The sequence below is a fragment of the Streptomyces sp. URMC 124 genome, assembly GCF_051386455.1.
GTDB lineage: Bacteria > Actinomycetota > Actinomycetes > Streptomycetales > Streptomycetaceae > Streptomyces.
In genome coordinates this window covers 20,554-36,612 of the sequence record NZ_JBPQTS010000068.1, presented here as the reverse complement: position 1 = coordinate 36,612, position 16,059 = coordinate 20,554, and the positions used below count along the sequence as shown (strand labels likewise).

General features: G+C 66.8%; 25 protein-coding genes. 1 reads left to right on the top strand and 24 read right to left on the bottom strand.

Annotated features, from left to right (window positions below):
• Positions 1-37 precede the first annotated feature (37 nt).
• From ACSNOG_RS16450 to rpsJ, 23 genes are all read right to left on the bottom strand, one after another.
• Complete coding sequence (locus tag ACSNOG_RS16450; RefSeq protein ID WP_436753383.1) at positions 38-694, bottom strand: adenylate kinase; 657 nt, start codon at positions 692-694, stop codon at positions 38-40.
• Positions 694-2,007 carry a preprotein translocase subunit SecY gene (gene secY / locus ACSNOG_RS16445; protein ID WP_436753382.1) on the bottom strand — a complete coding sequence of 438 codons (1,314 nt, stop codon included), beginning with the start codon at positions 2,005-2,007 and terminating at the stop codon, positions 694-696. The genes ACSNOG_RS16450 and secY overlap by 1 nt, the downstream gene beginning before the upstream one ends.
• A 202-nt stretch (positions 2,008-2,209) precedes the next feature.
• Positions 2,210-2,665 (bottom strand): 50S ribosomal protein L15, encoded by a 456-nt coding sequence (rplO, locus tag ACSNOG_RS16440; RefSeq protein WP_336003574.1) that lies wholly within the window; start codon positions 2,663-2,665, stop codon positions 2,210-2,212.
• A 1-nt stretch (position 2,666) separates the two neighbouring features.
• Positions 2,667-2,849: a 50S ribosomal protein L30 gene (gene rpmD / locus ACSNOG_RS16435; protein ID WP_058046820.1), complete on the bottom strand. Its 183-nt coding sequence runs from the start codon at positions 2,847-2,849 to the stop codon at positions 2,667-2,669.
• The gene (gene rpsE / locus ACSNOG_RS16430; RefSeq protein ID WP_030368399.1) at positions 2,849-3,451 is read right to left on the bottom strand and encodes a 30S ribosomal protein S5; all 603 of its coding nucleotides are present in this window, start codon (positions 3,449-3,451) and stop codon (positions 2,849-2,851) included. Before rpsE ends, rpmD begins: the two co-directional genes overlap by 1 nt.
• 46 nt (positions 3,452-3,497) lie before the next feature.
• Positions 3,498-3,881 (bottom strand): 50S ribosomal protein L18, encoded by a 384-nt coding sequence (gene rplR, locus ACSNOG_RS16425; protein ID WP_058046821.1) that lies wholly within the window; start codon positions 3,879-3,881, stop codon positions 3,498-3,500.
• A 3-nt stretch (positions 3,882-3,884) separates the two neighbouring features.
• Positions 3,885-4,424 carry a 50S ribosomal protein L6 gene (gene rplF, locus ACSNOG_RS16420; protein ID WP_030368401.1) on the bottom strand — a complete coding sequence of 180 codons (540 nt, stop codon included), beginning with the start codon at positions 4,422-4,424 and terminating at the stop codon, positions 3,885-3,887.
• Between the two features lie 22 nt (positions 4,425-4,446).
• Positions 4,447-4,845, bottom strand: coding sequence for a 30S ribosomal protein S8 (gene rpsH, locus ACSNOG_RS16415; RefSeq protein ID WP_058046822.1), 399 nt, complete (start codon positions 4,843-4,845; stop codon positions 4,447-4,449).
• Positions 4,846-5,074: 229 nt separating this feature from the next.
• Positions 5,075-5,260, bottom strand: a complete 186-nt coding sequence (locus ACSNOG_RS16410; RefSeq protein ID WP_030368403.1) for a type Z 30S ribosomal protein S14 — start codon at positions 5,258-5,260, stop codon at positions 5,075-5,077.
• 5 nt (positions 5,261-5,265) lie between these two features.
• A complete protein-coding gene (rplE, locus tag ACSNOG_RS16405; RefSeq protein WP_030368404.1) occupies positions 5,266-5,826 on the bottom strand; it encodes a 50S ribosomal protein L5 in 561 nt (186 codons plus the stop codon).
• Positions 5,826-6,149, bottom strand: coding sequence for a 50S ribosomal protein L24 (gene rplX, locus ACSNOG_RS16400; protein ID WP_058046823.1), 324 nt, complete (start codon positions 6,147-6,149; stop codon positions 5,826-5,828). The genes rplE and rplX overlap by 1 nt, the downstream gene beginning before the upstream one ends.
• A gap of 3 nt (positions 6,150-6,152) precedes the next feature.
• Entirely contained in the window at positions 6,153-6,521 is a 369-nt protein-coding gene (gene rplN / locus ACSNOG_RS16395; RefSeq protein ID WP_099199421.1) for a 50S ribosomal protein L14, read from the bottom strand.
• A gap of 95 nt (positions 6,522-6,616) precedes the next feature.
• Complete coding sequence (gene rpsQ, locus ACSNOG_RS16390) at positions 6,617-6,898, bottom strand: 30S ribosomal protein S17 (protein WP_019888756.1); 282 nt, start codon at positions 6,896-6,898, stop codon at positions 6,617-6,619.
• Complete coding sequence (rpmC, locus tag ACSNOG_RS16385; protein ID WP_030368408.1) at positions 6,898-7,122, bottom strand: 50S ribosomal protein L29; 225 nt, start codon at positions 7,120-7,122, stop codon at positions 6,898-6,900. The genes rpsQ and rpmC overlap by 1 nt, the downstream gene beginning before the upstream one ends.
• Positions 7,122-7,541, bottom strand: a complete 420-nt coding sequence (gene rplP, locus ACSNOG_RS16380) for a 50S ribosomal protein L16 (RefSeq protein WP_106677952.1) — start codon at positions 7,539-7,541, stop codon at positions 7,122-7,124. The genes rpmC and rplP overlap by 1 nt, the downstream gene beginning before the upstream one ends.
• 5 nt (positions 7,542-7,546) lie before the next feature.
• Positions 7,547-8,374, bottom strand: a complete 828-nt coding sequence (gene rpsC, locus ACSNOG_RS16375) for a 30S ribosomal protein S3 (protein WP_179081376.1) — start codon at positions 8,372-8,374, stop codon at positions 7,547-7,549.
• Positions 8,374-8,721, bottom strand: coding sequence for a 50S ribosomal protein L22 (rplV, locus tag ACSNOG_RS16370; RefSeq protein ID WP_031012097.1), 348 nt, complete (start codon positions 8,719-8,721; stop codon positions 8,374-8,376). The genes rpsC and rplV overlap by 1 nt, the downstream gene beginning before the upstream one ends.
• Positions 8,722-8,762: 41 nt before the next feature.
• The gene (gene rpsS, locus ACSNOG_RS16365) at positions 8,763-9,044 is read right to left on the bottom strand and encodes a 30S ribosomal protein S19 (RefSeq protein WP_030368412.1); all 282 of its coding nucleotides are present in this window, start codon (positions 9,042-9,044) and stop codon (positions 8,763-8,765) included.
• Between the two features lie 12 nt (positions 9,045-9,056).
• On the bottom strand, positions 9,057-9,893 hold the full coding sequence (gene rplB / locus ACSNOG_RS16360) for a 50S ribosomal protein L2 (RefSeq protein ID WP_120756560.1): 837 nt from the start codon (positions 9,891-9,893) through the stop codon (positions 9,057-9,059).
• Positions 9,894-9,932: 39 nt separating this feature from the next.
• A complete protein-coding gene (rplW, locus tag ACSNOG_RS16355) occupies positions 9,933-10,256 on the bottom strand; it encodes a 50S ribosomal protein L23 (RefSeq protein ID WP_058046827.1) in 324 nt (107 codons plus the stop codon).
• Positions 10,256-10,906, bottom strand: coding sequence for a 50S ribosomal protein L4 (rplD, locus tag ACSNOG_RS16350; protein WP_058046828.1), 651 nt, complete (start codon positions 10,904-10,906; stop codon positions 10,256-10,258). The genes rplW and rplD overlap by 1 nt, the downstream gene beginning before the upstream one ends.
• Before the next feature lie 8 nt (positions 10,907-10,914).
• A complete protein-coding gene (gene rplC / locus ACSNOG_RS16345; protein WP_436753381.1) occupies positions 10,915-11,559 on the bottom strand; it encodes a 50S ribosomal protein L3 in 645 nt (214 codons plus the stop codon).
• 13 nt (positions 11,560-11,572) lie between these two features.
• Positions 11,573-11,881: a 30S ribosomal protein S10 gene (gene rpsJ, locus ACSNOG_RS16340; protein ID WP_003948644.1), complete on the bottom strand. Its 309-nt coding sequence runs from the start codon at positions 11,879-11,881 to the stop codon at positions 11,573-11,575.
• A 632-nt stretch (positions 11,882-12,513) separates the two neighbouring features.
• On the opposite strand from rpsJ, the gene ACSNOG_RS16335 reads away from it, so the two are divergent.
• A complete protein-coding gene (locus tag ACSNOG_RS16335) occupies positions 12,514-14,628 on the top strand; it encodes a PIG-L family deacetylase (protein ID WP_436753380.1) in 2,115 nt (704 codons plus the stop codon).
• Positions 14,629-14,742: 114 nt separating this feature from the next.
• Here ACSNOG_RS16335 and tuf read toward each other — a convergent pair whose 3' ends face one another.
• A complete protein-coding gene (tuf, locus tag ACSNOG_RS16330; protein WP_436753379.1) occupies positions 14,743-15,936 on the bottom strand; it encodes an elongation factor Tu in 1,194 nt (397 codons plus the stop codon).
• Positions 15,937-16,059 lie beyond the last annotated feature (123 nt).

Genomic DNA, 16,059 nt, shown 5'->3' with positions numbered 1-16,059 from the left:
CCCCCCCCCCCCCCCCGCGGCCGTAGGAAGGGCCGTGTCAGGCGGCTTCGCGCTCCAGCGCGGCCATCGCCCGCTCGGTCACCTCGGCGACCTTGCCGAGGGCCGAGATCGTCACCACGAGGCCCTGGGCCTTGTAGTAGTCGATGATCGGCTCGGTCTCCGTGTGGTAGACCTCCAGCCGCTTGCGGACGGTCTCCTCGCGGTCGTCCTCGCGCTGGTACAGCTCACCGCCGCAGGTGTCGCACACACCCTCGGTCTTCGGCGGGTTGTAGATCGCGTGGAAGATGTGGCTGCTGTCCTTGCGGCACATCCGGCGGCCGGCGATCCGCTTGACGACCTCGTCCTCCGGGACCTCCAGGTCCAGGACGGCGTCCAGCTTGAGGCCGTCGCCCTTGAGGGCCGCGTCGAGCGCCTCGGCCTGGGCCAGGTTGCGCGGGAAGCCGTCGAGGAGGAAGCCGTCGGCGGCGTCCGGCTGCGACATGCGGTCCTTGGCCATCCCGATGGTGACCTCGTCCGGCACGAGCTGGCCGGCCCGCATGTACTCCTGGGCCTTCTGGCCCAGGGGCGTGCCCTGGCTGATGTTCGCCCGGAAGAGGTCGCCCGTCGAGATGTGCGGGATCGCGAGGTTCTTGGCGAGGTACGCGGCCTGCGTACCCTTGCCGGCGCCGGGCGGCCCGACGAGGACGATTCGCATCAGCGGAGGAACCCTTCGTAGTTGCGCTGCTGAAGCTGGCTCTCGATCTGCTTCACAGTCTCCAGACCGACACCCACGATGATCAGGATGCTGGTTCCCCCGAACGGGAAGTTCTGGTTCGCGTTGAGTGTGACCAGTGCCACCGTGGGCACCAGGGCGATCATGCCCAGGTAGAGAGACCCCGGCCACGTGATGCGGTTCAGCACGTAGCTCAGGTACTCCGCGGTGGGACGACCCGCCCGGATACCCGGGATGAACCCACCATACTTCTTCATGTTGTCGGCAACTTCTTCGGGGTTGAAGGAGATGGCGACGTAGAAGAAGGCGAAGAAGACGATCAGCAGGAAGTAGGTGGCCATGTAGATCGGGTGGTCACCCTTGACCAGGTTGGCGTTGATCCAGTTCGCCCAGCCCGCCTTGGAGCCGGTGAACTGCACGAGCAGCGCCGGGATGTACAGCAGCGACGAGGCGAAGATGACGGGGATGACGCCCGCCTGGTTCACCTTGAGCGGGATGTACGTGGACGTGCCGCCGTAGGAACGGCGACCGATCATGCGCTTGGCGTACTGCACGGGGATCCGGCGCTGGGCCTGCTCGACGAAGACGACGAGCGCGACCATCGCCAGGCCGCAGAGGATGACCAGCGAGAACTCCAGCCAGCCGCCCATCAGGTTGCCCTGGAGCTTGATGGCCCACAGGGAGGTCGGGAAGCCGGCGGCGATGGAGGTGAACATCAGGATCGACATGCCGTTGCCGATGCCGCGGTCGGTGATGAGCTCACCGAGCCACATGATCAGCGCGGTACCGGCGGTCATGGTGATGACCATGACGACGGTGGTGAAGATCGACTGGTTGGGAACGATCTGGTTCCCGACGGTGCAGCCCCCGAACAAGGCACCGCTGCGGGCCGTGGCGACCAGACCGGTGCCCTGAAGGATCGCAAGAGCCACGGTCAGATAGCGCGTGTACTGCGTGATCTTTGCCTGTCCCGACTGCCCCTCCTTCTTGAGGGCTTCCAGCCGTGGAATGACGACGGTCAGGAGCTGCAGGATGATGCTCGCCGTGATGTACGGCATGATCCCGAGCGCAAAGATCGTGATCTGCAGCAGCGCGCCACCACTGAACATGTTCACGAGGCCGAAGAGGCCCTGACCACTCTTGGTCTGGTCCATGCACATCTGGACATTGCGGTAGTCGACTCCCGGCACCGGTACATGAGCACCGAGCCGGAAGAGCACCATGATGCCCAGCGTGAACAGCAGCTTCTTGCGCAGGTCGGGCGTCTTGAACGCCCGGGCGAACGCGGTGAGCACGGTGCCTCCTGCGCCTCTCACGTTGCCACGCGAGAGGTGACGGTCTTGAGGATCGACGAATACTTATCAGTCAAAATCCGCGCGGACACAGGCCGCGCGGAGGTTAACAGTGCACGCCACCTTACCGGCGACCGTGCCCCCCTTGGAACGACCAACCGGGGATGCCCCTTTTGGGACATCCCCGGTTGTCAGTTCAACGAGCTCAGACGAGCTCGGTGACGGTGCCGCCGGCAGCGACAATCTTCTCCTTGGCGGAGCCGGAGACGGCGTCAACCGAAACCTGCAGCGCCACGGAGATCTCGCCCTGGCCCAGGACCTTGACGAGCTGGTTCTTGCGAACCGCACCCTTGGCGACCAGGTCGGCCACCGTGACCTCGCCACCCTGCGGGTAGAGCGCGGCCAGCTTGTCCAGGTTCACGACCTGGAACTCGGTGCGGAACGGGTTCTTGAAGCCCTTGAGCTTCGGCAGGCGCATGTGGAGGGGCATCTGCCCACCCTCGAAGCGCTGCGGAACCTGGTAACGGGCCTTGGTGCCCTTGGTACCACGACCTGCGGTCTTACCCTTGGACGCCTCACCACGACCGACACGGGTCTTGGCGGTCTTGGCGCCCGGGGCAGGACGGAGGTTGTGGACCTTCAGCGGGTTCTGCTCCGCCATGTCAGTCGACCTCCTCAACCGTCACGAGGTGGCGGACGGTCTGCACCATGCCGCGGATCTCGGGACGGTCCTCCTTGACAACCACGTCGTTGATCTTCTTGAGACCAAGCGAACGCAGGGTGTCGCGGTGGTTCTGCTTGCTACCGATGTAGGACTTGACCTGCGTGACCTTGAGGCGAGCCATTACGCACCCGCCCCTGCACGCGCCCGCAGCAGAGCGGCGGGAGCAACGTCCTCCAGCGGCAGGCCACGACGGGCGGCGATCTCCTCGGGACGGGAGAGTCCCTGGAGGGCCGTCACCGTGGCGTGCACGATGTTGATCGGGTTCGAAGAACCGAGCGACTTCGACAGGATGTCGTGAACGCCGGCGCACTCGAGCACGGCACGCACCGGGCCACCGGCGATAACACCGGTACCGGGGGAAGCCGGCTTGAGCAGGACGACGCCCGCGGCCTTCTCGCCCTGGATCGGGTGCGGGATGGTGCCCTGGATACGGGGGACCTTGAAGAAGTTCTTCTTGGCCTCTTCCACGCCCTTGGCGATGGCAGCCGGAACTTCCTTGGCCTTGCCGTAACCGACACCCACGGTGCCGTCACCGTCACCCACCACGACGAGCGCGGTGAAGCTGAAGCGACGACCACCCTTGACAACCTTGGCGACGCGGTTGATCGCGACTACGCGCTCAACGTACGCGGTCTTCTCGGCGGCAGCGCCACCGTCGCGACCCTTCCGGTCCCGCCGCTCGCCGCCACCGGCACCGCTTCCGCGGCGCTGGGGTCCAGCCATTGGATTTACCTCTCTCTGTTACGTCCGCTAGCTCCGGAACCGGGGCTTAGAACTTCAGCCCGGCTTCGCGGGCGGCGTCCGCCAGAGCGGCAATGCGCCCGGCGTACTGGTTGCCACCGCGGTCGAACACGACGGCCTCGACGCCGGCGGCCTTGGCGCGCTCGGCGACCAGGGCGCCCACCTTCGTGGCCTGGGCGCTCTTGTCGCCCTCGCCACCGCGGATCGACGCGTCCAGGTGCGACGCCGACGCCAGGGTGTGACCCTTGATGTCGTCGATCACCTGGGCGGTGATGCCACGGTTGGAGCGCGTCACGACCAGGCGCGGACGCTCGGCCGTACCCGACATGTTCTTGCGGATGCGGATGTGGCGGCGCTGCTTGGCGGCGCGCTTGTAAGCATCGCCCTTGGCGATCTTCACACCGTATGCCATGGCTTACTTACCAGCCTTTCCGACCTTGCGGCGGATGACCTCGCCCGCGTACTTCACGCCCTTGGCCTTGTAGGGGTCGGGCTTGCGAAGCTTGCGGATGTTGGCGGCAACCTCGCCGACCTTCTGCTTGTCGATGCCCTCGACGCTGAGCTTGGTGGGGGACTCGACCTTGAAGGTGATGCCCTCGGGGGCCTCGATCAGAATCGGGTGGCTGTAGCCCAGGGAGAACTCCAGGTTGGAGCCCTTCGCCTGGACGCGGTAACCGACACCGCTGATCTCAAGAGCCTTGCTGTAGCCCGCGGTCACGCCGGTGATCATGTTCGCCACCAGCGTGCGGGACAGGCCGTGCAGGGCCTTGTTCTGACGCTCGTCGTTCGGACGCGAGACGACAAGGGTGCCGTCCTCGGCCTTAGCGATCTCGATGGGCGCGGCAACGGCGTGCGTGAGGGAACCCTTGGGGCCCTTCACGTGCACCGTACGGCCATCGATGGTGACGTCCACACCAGCGGGAACCTGGATGGGCAGCCGTCCAATACGCGACATTGGCTATTCCTCCGTTCCCTGGTTACCAGACGTAGGCGAGGACTTCCCCACCCACGCCCTTCTTGCTGGCCTGCTGGCCGGTCAGGAGACCGTGGGACGTGGAGATGATCGCCACGCCCAGGCCGCCGAGGACCTTCGGCAGGTTGGTGGACTTTGCGTAGACACGCAGGCCCGGCTTCGAGATGCGCTTGATCCCGGCGATCGAGCGCTCGCGGTTCGGACCGAACTTCAGGTCGATGACGAGGCTCTTGCCGACCTCGGCGTCCTCGACCTTCCAGCCGGCGATGTAGCCCTCCTGCTGCAGGATCTCGGCGATGTGCGCCTTGATCTTGCTGTGGGGCATGGCCACGGAGTCGTGGTAAGCCGAGTTCGCGTTCCGCAGACGGGTCAGCATGTCTGCGATCGGATCGGTCATGGTCATGTTTGGCCTTCGGCCTCTCTCGCCGTGGTTTCCTATCTGCGCCATCCCTCTCCCCGAACAGGGTCGGGGCGGGTGCGGCGCGGGGACCTACGGCGTAGTAAGACGGTCATGGGCGGCGGGCACCCAACCCTTCAACTCTACGCGAGCGCGAAGCTCACCGGAGAAGATCGGGTCGGGCGACCGCCGTCCTTGATGCTTACCGAGAGCCCTGGTCAACCCAAGTGGGTTGTTACCAGGAGCTCTTGGTCACGCCCGGCAGCTCGCCACGGTGAGCCATCTCACGAAGGCACACGCGGCAGAGGCCGAACTTGCGGTACACGGAGTGCGGGCGGCCGCAGCGCTGGCAGCGGGTGTACGCACGCACACCGAACTTGGGCTTGCGAGCAGCCTTGGCAATCAGAGACTTCTTCGCCATCTCGCTTACGCCTCCTTGAACGGGAAGCCGAGGTGACGAAGGAGGGCGCGGCCCTCGTCGTCGTTGGTCGCCGTGGTCACCACGGTGATGTCCATACCCCGGACGCGGTCGATCTTGTCCTGGTCGATCTCGTGGAACATGACCTGCTCCGTGAGACCGAAGGTGTAGTTGCCCCGACCGTCGAACTGCTTCGGGGACAGACCACGGAAGTCGCGGATGCGCGGGAGCGCGAGCGACAGGGTGCGGTCCAGGAACTCCCACATGCGGTCACCACGGAGGGTGACGTGGGCGCCGATCGGCTGGCCCTCACGCAGCTTGAACTGCGCGATGGACTTGCGAGCCTTGGTGACGGCGGGCTTCTGGCCCGTGATCGTGGTGAGGTCGCGGATGGCGCCCTCGATCAGCTTGGAGTCGCGGGCGGCGTCGCCCACACCCATGTTGACCACGATCTTGGTGAGGCCGGGAACCTGCATGACGTTCTCGTAGGAGAACTCCTCACGCAGCTTGCCGACGATCTCTTCGCGGTAGCGCAGCTTGAGACGCGGCGCGTTGGTGGTGGCAGTCATCAGATGTCCTCACCGGTGCGCTTGGCAACGCGGATCTTGTTGCCGTTGTCGTCGAAGCGGTAACCGACGCGGGTGACGACCTTCTTGCCGTCCTTCTCCACGATGAGCTGAACGTTGCTCACGTGGATCGGGGCCTCGGTCGTGACAATGCCACCGGTCTTGGAACCACGGGCGGTCTGGCCGGCCTTGGTGTGCTTCTTGACCCGGTTGACACCCTCGACGAGAACACGGTCCTCAGCCGGGAAGGCCTGAATGACCTTGCCCTGCTTGCCCTTGTCCTTACCGGTGATGACCTGGACCAGGTCGCCCTTCTTGATCTTCATCGGTTACAGCACCTCCGGCGCGAGCGAGACGATCTTCATGAACTTCTTCTCGCGCAGCTCTCGGCCCACGGGGCCGAAGATACGGGTGCCGCGGGGGTCACCGTCGTTCTTGAGAACGACAGCGGCGTTCTCGTCGAAACGGATGTACGAGCCGTCCGGACGGCGGCGCTCCTTGACGGTGCGAACGATGACAGCCTTGACGACGTCACCCTTCTTCACGTTGCCGCCGGGGATCGCGTCCTTGACGGTGGCGACGATGACGTCACCGATGCCCGCGTAGCGGCGACCCGAGCCACCGAGAACACGGATGCAAAGGATCTCCTTGGCACCAGTGTTGTCGGCGACCCGAAGTCGCGACTCCTGCTGGATCACGTCTATCTCCTGATCGTCTGCCGGTTCCCGGCAGGGGCTCCGAAGAGCCCCTGCCGAGCCTGGCGGAACTTATCTGAGGGAGATTCCCTCAGAAATTACTTGGCCTTCTCGAGGATCTCGACGACGCGCCAGCGCTTGGTGGCGGACAGCGGCCGGGTCTCCATCAGGAGGACGCGGTCGCCGACACCGGCAGCGTTCTGCTCGTCGTGCGCCTTGAGCTTGTTCGTACGGCGGATGACCTTGCCGTACAGCGCGTGCTTGACGCGGTCCTCGACGGCGACGACGACGGTCTTGTCCATCTTGTCGCTGACGACGAGACCCTCACGGGTCTTGCGGAAACCGCGCTCGTTCGTCTCAGTCACATTCTTCTCGCTCATCAGGCGCTCTCCACCGTCTCGATGCCCAGCTCACGCTCGCGCATCAGGGTGTAGATCCGGGCGATGTCCTTACGGACGGACTTGAGCCGACCGTGGTTCTCAAGCTGCCCGGTCGCCGCCTGGAAGCGGAGGTTGAACAGCTCTTCCTTGGCCTCACGGAGCTTCGCGACGAGGTCCTCGTCGTTCAGCTCACGCAGCTCGGTCGCCTTGATACCAGCGGCCATCACGACTCACCTGCCTCGCGCCGAACAATGCGGCACTTCATCGGAAGCTTGTGAGCGGCGCGGGTCAGCGCCTCACGAGCAACCTTTTCGTTCGGGAAAGACAGCTCGAACATCACCCGACCGGGCTTGACGTTCGCGATCCACCACTCCGGAGAACCCTTACCGGAACCCATGCGGGTTTCGGCCGGCTTCTTGGTCAGCGGACGGTCCGGGTAGATGTTGATCCACACCTTGCCGCCACGCTTGATGTGACGCGTCATGGCGATACGAGCGGACTCGATCTGACGGTTCGTCACGTAGGCCGGGGTCAGGGCCTGGATGCCGTACTCACCGAAGGCGAGCTCGGTGCCACCCTTGGCCATGCCGTTCCGCTTGGGGTGGTGCTGCTTGCGGTGCTTGACCCTGCGAGGGATCAGCATGTCGGTCAGGCCTCCGTTCCGGTGGACTCAGCCGGAGCAGCGGCAGCGACCTCGGCCTTGGGGGCCTCGGCAGCGGCGTTCTGCTGCGGCTTGCGGCCGCGGCCGCCACGCTCGCCGCCACGGCCACCACGGGCCGGGCGCTCGCCGGCGCCACGGGACGGGCGGTTGCCCGCACGCGCAGCGGCGTTCTCGGCGCGGACCTCGGCGATGTTCTTGACGTCGCCCTTGTAGATCCAGACCTTCACGCCGATGCGGCCGAAGGTGGTCTTGGCCTCGAAGAAGCCGTAGTCGACGTTCGCGCGGAGCGTGTGCAGGGGCACACGGCCCTCGCGGTAGAACTCCGAGCGGGACATCTCGGCGCCGCCGAGACGACCGCCGCACTGGATCTTGATGCCCTTGGCGCCGGCCTTCATCGTCGACTGCATGCTCTTGCGCATGGCGCGACGGAAGGAGACGCGGGAGGACAGCTGCTCGGCGACGGCCTGGGCCACCAGCTGAGCGTCGACCTCGGGGTTCTTGACCTCGAGGATGTTCAGCTGGACCTGCTTGCCGGTCAGCTTCTCCAGCTCGCCACGGATGCGGTCGGCCTCGGCGCCACGGCGGCCGATGACGATGCCCGGGCGGGCGGTGTGGATGTCAACGCGGACGCGGTCGCGGGTGCGCTCGATCTCAACCTTCGAGATACCGGCGCGCTCCATGCCCTTCGTCATCATGCGACGAATGGCAACGTCTTCCTTGACGTAGTCCTTGTACAGCTTGTCGGCGTACCAACGGGACTTGAAGTCCGTGGTGATGCCGAGCCGGAACCCGTGCGGGTTAACCTTCTGGCCCATTACCGGGTTCCTTCCTTGCTGCTGACGACCACGGTGATGTGGCTGGTCCGCTTGCGGATCCGGTAGGCACGGCCCTGGGCACGCGGACGGAACCGCTTCAGGGTCGGGCCCTCGTCCACGAACGCCTCGCTGATGTACAGCGACGAAGCGTCCGTGTGGTCGTAGTTGTGCGCGGCGTTGGCAATGGCGCTGTCCAGCACCTTGCCCACCGGCACGCTCGCGGCCTGCGGGGCGAAACGCAGGACCGCCTGAGCCTCCGTGGCGTCCATGCCACGGATGAGGTCCACCACGCGGCGGGCCTTCATGGGCGTGACGCGGATGTACCGCGCCTGGGCCCTGGCTTCCATGGTTGTCCCTTCGGTGTCAGTCATAGTCGTTCGCACCCCGCTTAGCGGCGCTTCGACTTGCGGTCGTCCTTGACGTGGCCGCGGAAGGTGCGGGTCGGCGAGAACTCGCCGAGCTTGTGGCCGACCATCGACTCGGTGACGAACACCGGGACGTGCGTCTTGCCGTTGTGCACCGCGAGCGTGTGGCCGAGCATGGCCGGCACGATCATGGAGCGACGGGACCAGGTCTTGATGACGTTCTTGGTGCCAGCTTCGTTCTGGGCGTCCACCTTCTTGATCAGGTGGTCGTCGACGAAGGGCCCCTTCTTGAGACTACGCGGCATCTAAACCCGCTCCTAGCGCTTCTTGTTCGTCTTGCGGCGGCGGACGATGTACTTGTTGCTCGCCTTCTTGGGAGAACGAGTACGACCCTCCTTCTGACCCCACGGGGAGACCGGGTGGCGACCACCGGAGGTCTTGCCCTCACCACCACCGTGCGGGTGGTCAACCGGGTTCATCGCGACACCGCGGACGGTCGGGCGGACGCCCTTCCAGCGCATGCGGCCGGCCTTGCCCCAGTTGATGTTCGACTGCTCGGCGTTGCCGACCTCGCCGACGGTGGCGCGGCAGCGGACGTCGACCAGGCGGACCTCGCCCGACGGCATACGCAGGTGGGCGTACTGGCCCTCCTTCGCCAGCAGCTGCACGGAGGAACCGGCAGAGCGGGCGAACTTGGCGCCGCCACCGGGACGGAGCTCGATCGCGTGGATCGTGGTACCGACCGGGATGTTGCGGAGCGGGAGGTTGTTGCCGGGCTTGATGTCGGCGCCGGGGCCGTTCTCAATCCGGTCGCCCTGGTTCAGCTTGGCCGGGGCGATGATGTAGCGCTTCTCGCCGTCTGCGTAGTGCAGCAGCGCGATGCGCGCGGTGCGGTTCGGGTCGTACTCGATGTGAGCGACCTTGGCCGGCACGCCGTCCTTGTCGTGACGACGGAAGTCGATCACGCGGTAGGCGCGCTTGTGGCCACCGCCCTGGTGGCGAACGGTCACACGACCGGCGTTGTTACGGCCGCCCTTGCTGTGCAGCGGGCGGACCAGCGACTTCTCCGGCGTGGACCGCGTGATCTCGACAAAGTCGGCGACGCTGGAGCCACGACGGCCCGGGGTCGTCGGCTTGTACTTGCGGATACCCATTTCTCAGTCCTCGTCCGATTCCGGACGACTCGGACTCCGTTAGGAGACCGGGCCGCCGAAGATGTCGATACGGTCGCCCTCGGCGAGGGTCACGATGGCGCGCTTGGTGTTGGCGCGCTTGCCGAAACCGGTCTTGGTGCGCTTGCGCTTACCCTGACGGTTGATCGTGTTGACCCCGGTGACCTTGACCGAGAAGACCGCCTCGACGGCCTGCTTGATCTGGGTCTTGTTGGCGCGCGGGTCGACGATGAACGTGTACTTGTTCTCGTCCAGCAGCGCGTAGCTCTTCTCGGAGACAACCGGCTTGACCAGGAGGTCGCGCGGGTCCGAGAACGTCTTGCTGGTGACGACGGCCTCAGTCATCAGGCCTCGCTCCCTTCGGTCTCAACGGCCTTGGGGCCAGACACGAAGGACTCGAAGGCGGCCTGGGTGAAGACCACGTCGTCGGAGACGAGCACGTCGTACGTGTTCAGCTGGCCCGGCTCCAGGATGTGAACCTGGGGCAGGTTGCGGGCGGACAGCCACGCGGCCTCGTTGGAGCGCTCGACGACCAGGAGCAGGTTCTTCCGCTCGCTGATCTTGCCGAACAGGCTCTTCGCGGCCTTGGTGGACGCCGCACCCTCGACCACGTCGGAGACGACGTGGATGCGGGAGTGACGCGCGCGGTCCGAGAGGGCACCGCGCAGGGCGGCGGCCTTCATCTTCTTCGGGGTGCGCTGCGAGTAGTCACGCGGCACGGGACCGTGCACGACGCCACCACCGGCGAACTGCGGCGCGCGGGTCGAACCCTGACGGGCGCGACCGGTGCCCTTCTGGCGGTACGGCTTCTTGCCACCGCCGCGGACCTCGCCACGGGTCTTGGTCTTGTGCGTGCCCTGACGGGCAGCGGCCAGCTGCGCGACGACGACCTGGTGGATCAGCGGAACGCTGACCTTCGCGTCGAAGATCTCCGCGGGGAGCTCGACGGTCCCGGCCTTGTCGCCTGCCGGCGAAAGGATGTCAATGGTGCTCATCGGTTACCTCAGGCCCCCTTGGCCGCGGTACGGACCAGGACGAGGCCGCCGTTCGGACCAGGAACCGCGCCCTTGATCAGGAGCAGGCCCTTCTCCGCGTCAACGGCGTGGACGGTCAGGTTCTGGGTGGTGACCCGCTCGTTGCCCATGCGGCCCGCCATGCGGAGGCCCTTGAACACACGGCCCGGGGTGGCGCAGCCACCGATGGAACCGGGGGAGCGGTGCTTGCGCTGGGTGCCGTGCCCGGCGCCGAGGCCACGGAAGTTGTGGCGCTTCATGACACCGGCGAAGCCCTTGCCCTTGCTCTTGCCGGTGACGTCAACCTTGACGCCGGCCTCGAACACGTCCGCGGTGATCTCCTGGCCGAGGGTGTACTCGGCGGCGTCGGAGGTGCGGAGCTCCACCAGGTGGCGGCGGGGGGTCACGTCGGCCTTGGCGAAGTGGCCCTTGAGGGGCTTGTTCACCTTGCGCGGGTCGATCTCGCCGAAGGCGATCTGGACCGACTCGTAGCCGTCGGCGTCGTTGGTACGGACCTGCGTCACGACGCAGGGGCCGGCCTTGACGACGGTGACCGGGACGACACGGTTGTTCTCGTCCCAGACCTGCGTCATGCCGAGCTTCTCGCCCAGGACGCCCTTGATCTGCTTAGCCATCTCGCGCGTCACCTCAGAGCTTGATCTCGATGTCGACGCCCGCCGGCAGGTCGAGACGCATGAGCGAGTCAACCGTCTTCGGCGTGGGGTCGAGGATGTCGATGAGGCGCTTGTGCGTGCGCATCTCGAAGTGCTCGCGCGAGTCCTTGTACTTGTGCGGCGACTTGATGACGCAGTACACGTTCTTCTCAGTGGGCAGCGGCACCGGGCCTGCGACCGACGCACCAGTGCGGGTCACCGTCTCGACGATCTTCTTCGCCGAGGAGTCGATGACCTCGTGGTCGTAGGCCTTGAGCCGGATGCGGATCTTCTGTCCCGCCATGGCTACTTCGTAGTCCTGTCTCTCGTAACGCTCTGGGACTCGGCCGGCTGCGCCCGGAATCGCTTCCGTACGCCGCCCTTCCTCACTCCACCTCCGACCCACGCGGTCGGGCGTGTCGCGCCCCTTCCAGCAGATTTCCCTAAGGAAATTCCCTGGTGAAGGGGGTTGTGGGGGAAAGACACCCACCGAGCGCCTGGCTGGGGCCCCGCTGACACTTCCCGGAAGATTCCCGTACTTCCACCTCTGATAAGAGGTGACGAGTACTGCGGGACTCGCTTCCAGTCCTCCCGGCGGGAGGCGCGCAGCATCGGCACTCAACCGAGCAACCTGAACAGTGTGCCATACGTGCGCGAAGACGCGCCAATCGTGGCCGAAGACGGTACCCCGACCGGCTCAGTTGTCAAACCACCTCGCCGACATACGGGACACTATGGCTCTTACACCTCGACCGCCGCTCGGGTCCCTCAGGTCACCCGCCACACGCCTGCCGGGCACCCGCCGGGACGCCGGGAGATCCGCACTTTGCCGGGGTTTGCCGCGGCCCCGGGCAACCGCCGCGCTCCCCCCGTCGTCCCCTATCACGCCGGGGCAGCAGGGGACTGCGCGCTGCACAACGGGACGGAGTCATGTAGTTGAACATCTCACAGCACATGGTGATATCCCGCCGGACCGCGCTCGCCGGCCTGGCCGCCGCCACGGCGGCCCTCGCGGCGGGGTGCAGCGGAGGGGGCGGCAAGAAGTCCAAGGCCTCCCCCACCCCCATAAGAGCTGTGGACCCCAGCGCCACCCAGTCCTTCACCAACGCCGGGAACTCCCTGTTGCTGCAGGTCATGGCGCACCCGGACGACGATCTCTACTTCATGAACCCCGACGCCGAGCACATCGTGCGGGCCGGCGTCCCCGTCGTGTCGGTCTACGTCACGGCCGGTGAGGCCGTGGGGCAGAACTGGATCGAGGGCATGCCCAAGACCAGGCCCGACAAGGCGGCCTACTCCTCGGCGCGCCACCAGGGCCTGCGCCAGGCGTACGCCGAGATGATCGGCCTGGACCGGTTCACGGCCTGGAAGAAGTCGGTCCTGGACCTGGGCGGCGGCGTCAAGGCCGAGAGCAACGAGCTCGCCAACGGCAGCCGCAAGGCCCAGCTGATCTTCCTCAACATCGCCATGCTCTCGGCCGGCGAGATGCGGCTGCCCCTGCTGTGGGAGCGGCCCGAGGGCGAGATGCAGTCCCTGGTCGCCACCGGCTCGCCGTGCACCTCCTCCAGCACCTACCGGCACGGCACGCTGGTGGACACCCTCGCCGCGATCATGGAGCGGTTCCGGCCGACCGTGGTGCACACCATGGACCCGGACCCCGACTACCAGGTCCACGACGCCACCCACCCCAAGGACAACGACTACGGGGCCTGCTCCGACCACCGCGACCACACCCCGACCGCGCTCTTCACCTGGAAGGCGCTCTCCCAGTGGGTGGCCGACACCACCAAGCGCGAGGGCCACCCGCCCCGCTTCGTGACCACGTCCTTCCGCGGCTACTACAACCAGCGCTGGCCCCACAACCTCCCGCCCGAGGTCATCGACCAGAAGCACCGCCTGGTCGAGGCGTACGGCGGCGACCCCGCGTGGGAGTGCGGCAACCCGGCCGGCTGCGGCGACTACGGCCAGGGCGGCGACCGGCCGATGACCAACCGCAAGGGCTGGATCCGCTCCACCCACTACCGCTACCAGGGCCCCACCACCGCCCTCGGCACCGACAAGGCCGGCCGCCTGGAGGCCTTCGGCGTGCTGGGCACGCAGGCCGTGCGCTGGCAGGAGACCTCCCCCGGCAGCGGCCGCTGGAGCGAGCCGCAGAACCTCGGCGGCGGGCCCCTCGCGCCCGCCCTGGCGACCGTGCAGGACTCCGAGGGCCGCCGGCTGGTGTTCGCCCTGCGGTTCTCCGCCCTCGCCGGGCAGGGCCGCCCCGACACCCGCGAGATCGTCGTCCTGGAGCAGCGCTCCCCCGGCGGCCCCTTCAAGGCCTGGACGGGCCTCGGCAACCCCGAGCACCAGCCCGAGCGCGGCCGCCGCGTCGGCATGCCGGCCGCCGTCGCCGCCCCCGACGGGCGCGTGCACCTCTTCGTCCGCAACGCCGGCAAGGGCGTCTCCGGCCGGGTGCGCGAGGCCGACGGCACCTGGGGGAAGTGGCAGAGCCTGCACGGACAGGAGATCCAGGACGGGCTCACCGCGGTCCTGGACGGGGACGGGCGCGTCCACGTCTTCGGCACGGGCCGGGACACCGTCCACCACTGGACCCAGGAGGAGCCCGGCAAGCCGGTCCGCTACGCGCCCCTGAAGGGCCTGCCGCAGCCGGGCGGCCTGCCCGGTGCGGCCCTGGGACCCGAGGGCGTCCTGACCCTCGTCTACCGCTCCCCCGCGGCCGTCGAGCCGGCGGTCCACACCTTCGCGCCGGGCTCCGAGGACGTCCGCACCACGGAGCTGCAGGACTTCGCGGGCTACGGGCCGCTCGCCGCACACCCCCTGGCCGTCCGCGGCGGCCAGGACGCGGTGATGGTGCTCGGGCGGGCGGTGAACGGCGAGATACAGCTCACCGACGCCTCCGGCGACTCCGAGCCCGTGCGCTCCGACGCGAAGCTCGTGCCCGTGGGCACCTCCGCGCTGACCACGGACGCCGGCCACCAGCTGTGCGTCGCGGGGATGAGCCCCGACGCCCGGCCGTGGATCTGGCGCCCGGAGCTCCCGCACACCTGATGCGGCCGTACGGCGTTCACCCGTACAGCTGATTCCGCCGTCAAGGGCGCATGCGAGAAGGCCCCGCACATCCGAGGATGTGCGGGGCCTTCTCAGACCTTCAAGTAAGAGGACTTACTTGTTGATCTTGGTGACCTGGCCGGCGCCGACGGTGCGGCCGCCCTCACGGATGGTGAAGCGCAGGCCCTCCTCCATCGCGACGGGCTGGATCAGGGAGACGGACATCTCGGCGTTGTCGCCGGGCATGACCATCTCGGTGCCCTCGGCGAGGGTCACGACACCGGTCACGTCAGTCGTACGGAAGTAGAACTGCGGACGGTAGTTGTTGAAGAACGGGGTGTGACGGCCACCCTCGTCCTTCGACAGGATGTACGCCGTGGCCTCGAACTCGGTGTGCGGGGTGACCGAACCCGGCTTGATGATGCACTGGCCGCGCTCGACGTCCTCGCGCTTGATGCCACGGAGGAGCAGACCGACGTTCTCACCGGCCTGGCCCTCGTCGAGCAGCTTGCGGAACATCTCGATGCCGGTGACCGTGGTGGTGGTCTTCTCGGTCTTGATGCCGATGATGTCGACGGTCTCGTTGACCTTGAGGACACCACGCTCGATACGACCGGTGACGACGGTGCCACGACCGGTGATCGTGAAGACGTCCTCGATCGGCATCAGGAACGGCTTGTCGACGTCACGCTCGGGCTGCGGGATGTTCTCGTCGACGGCCTTCATCAGGCCGAGGAGCTTCTCGCCCCACTCGGCGTCGCCCTCGAGCGCCTTGAGCGCCGAGACCTGGACGACCGGCGCGTTGTCGCCGTCGAACTCGTACTCGTTGAGGAGCTCACGGACCTCGAGCTCGACGAGCTCCAGGATCTCCTCGTCGTCCACCATGTCGGCCTTGTTCAGGGCGACAACGATGTACGGAACGCCGGACTGGCGGGCCAGGAGCACGTGCTCCTTGGTCTGCGGCATCGGACCGTCGGTCGCGGCGACCACGAGGATCGCGCCGTCCATCTGGGCGGCACCGGTGATCATGTTCTTGATGTAGTCCGCGTGACCCGGGCAGTCAACGTGGGCGTAGTGACGCGACTCGGTCTGGTACTCGACGTGCGCGATCGAGATGGTGATACCGCGCTGACGCTCCTCCGGGGCCTTGTCGATCTCGTCGAAAGGCGTGAAGGGGTTCAGGTCCGGGTACGCGTCGTGCAGCACCTTGGTGATCGCCGCGGTAAGAGTGGTCTTACCGTGGTCGACGTGACCGATGGTGCCGATGTTGACGTGCGGCTTAGTCCGCTCGAACTTCGCCTTCGCCACTGGGGTCCTCCTGGGGAGTGGTTCTGTACGCCTGGATTGGGTCGGCGCCAGGGATCTTTGCTGGGGTGCCGTCCGCCGGGGCACACCGCCACGGTTTGCGGTGGTATGCCCCGACAGTCGGTG

Excerpts from the sequence above, each read along its gene's own strand:
- ACSNOG_RS16450 (WP_436753383.1), bottom strand. The coding sequence starts at position 694 with ATGCGAATCGTCCTCGTCGGGCCGCCCGGCGCCGGCAAGGGTACGCAG.
- rplO (WP_336003574.1), bottom strand. The coding sequence starts at position 2,665 with ATGGCGGAGCAGAACCCGCTGAAGGTCCACAACCTCCGTCCTGCCCCG.
- rpmD (WP_058046820.1), bottom strand. The coding sequence starts at position 2,849 with ATGGCTCGCCTCAAGGTCACGCAGGTCAAGTCCTACATCGGTAGCAAG.
- rpsE (WP_030368399.1), bottom strand. The coding sequence starts at position 3,451 with ATGGCTGGACCCCAGCGCCGCGGAAGCGGTGCCGGTGGCGGCGAGCGG.
- rplR (WP_058046821.1), bottom strand. The coding sequence starts at position 3,881 with ATGGCATACGGTGTGAAGATCGCCAAGGGCGATGCTTACAAGCGCGCC.
- rplF (WP_030368401.1), bottom strand. The coding sequence starts at position 4,424 with ATGTCGCGTATTGGACGGCTGCCCATCCAGGTTCCCGCTGGTGTGGAC.
- rpsH (WP_058046822.1), bottom strand. The coding sequence starts at position 4,845 with ATGACCATGACCGATCCGATCGCAGACATGCTGACCCGTCTGCGGAAC.
- ACSNOG_RS16410 (WP_030368403.1), bottom strand. The coding sequence starts at position 5,260 with ATGGCGAAGAAGTCTCTGATTGCCAAGGCTGCTCGCAAGCCCAAGTTC.
- rplE (WP_030368404.1), bottom strand. The coding sequence starts at position 5,826 with ATGACTGCCACCACCAACGCGCCGCGTCTCAAGCTGCGCTACCGCGAA.
- rplX (WP_058046823.1), bottom strand. The coding sequence starts at position 6,149 with ATGAAGATCAAGAAGGGCGACCTGGTCCAGGTCATCACCGGTAAGGAC.
- rpsQ (WP_019888756.1), bottom strand. The coding sequence starts at position 6,898 with ATGAGCGAGAAGAATGTGACTGAGACGAACGAGCGCGGTTTCCGCAAG.
- rpmC (WP_030368408.1), bottom strand. The coding sequence starts at position 7,122 with ATGGCCGCTGGTATCAAGGCGACCGAGCTGCGTGAGCTGAACGACGAG.
- rplP (WP_106677952.1), bottom strand. The coding sequence starts at position 7,541 with ATGCTGATCCCTCGCAGGGTCAAGCACCGCAAGCAGCACCACCCCAAG.
- rpsC (WP_179081376.1), bottom strand. The coding sequence starts at position 8,374 with ATGGGCCAGAAGGTTAACCCGCACGGGTTCCGGCTCGGCATCACCACG.
- rplV (WP_031012097.1), bottom strand. The coding sequence starts at position 8,721 with ATGGAAGCCAGGGCCCAGGCGCGGTACATCCGCGTCACGCCCATGAAG.
- rpsS (WP_030368412.1), bottom strand. The coding sequence starts at position 9,044 with ATGCCGCGTAGTCTCAAGAAGGGGCCCTTCGTCGACGACCACCTGATC.
- rplB (WP_120756560.1), bottom strand. The coding sequence starts at position 9,893 with ATGGGTATCCGCAAGTACAAGCCGACGACCCCGGGCCGTCGTGGCTCC.
- rplW (WP_058046827.1), bottom strand. The coding sequence starts at position 10,256 with ATGACTGAGGCCGTCGTCACCAGCAAGACGTTCTCGGACCCGCGCGAC.
- rplD (WP_058046828.1), bottom strand. The coding sequence starts at position 10,906 with ATGAGCACCATTGACATCCTTTCGCCGGCAGGCGACAAGGCCGGGACC.
- rplC (WP_436753381.1), bottom strand. The coding sequence starts at position 11,559 with ATGGCTAAGCAGATCAAGGGCGTCCTGGGCGAGAAGCTCGGCATGACG.
- rpsJ (WP_003948644.1), bottom strand. The coding sequence starts at position 11,881 with ATGGCGGGACAGAAGATCCGCATCCGGCTCAAGGCCTACGACCACGAG.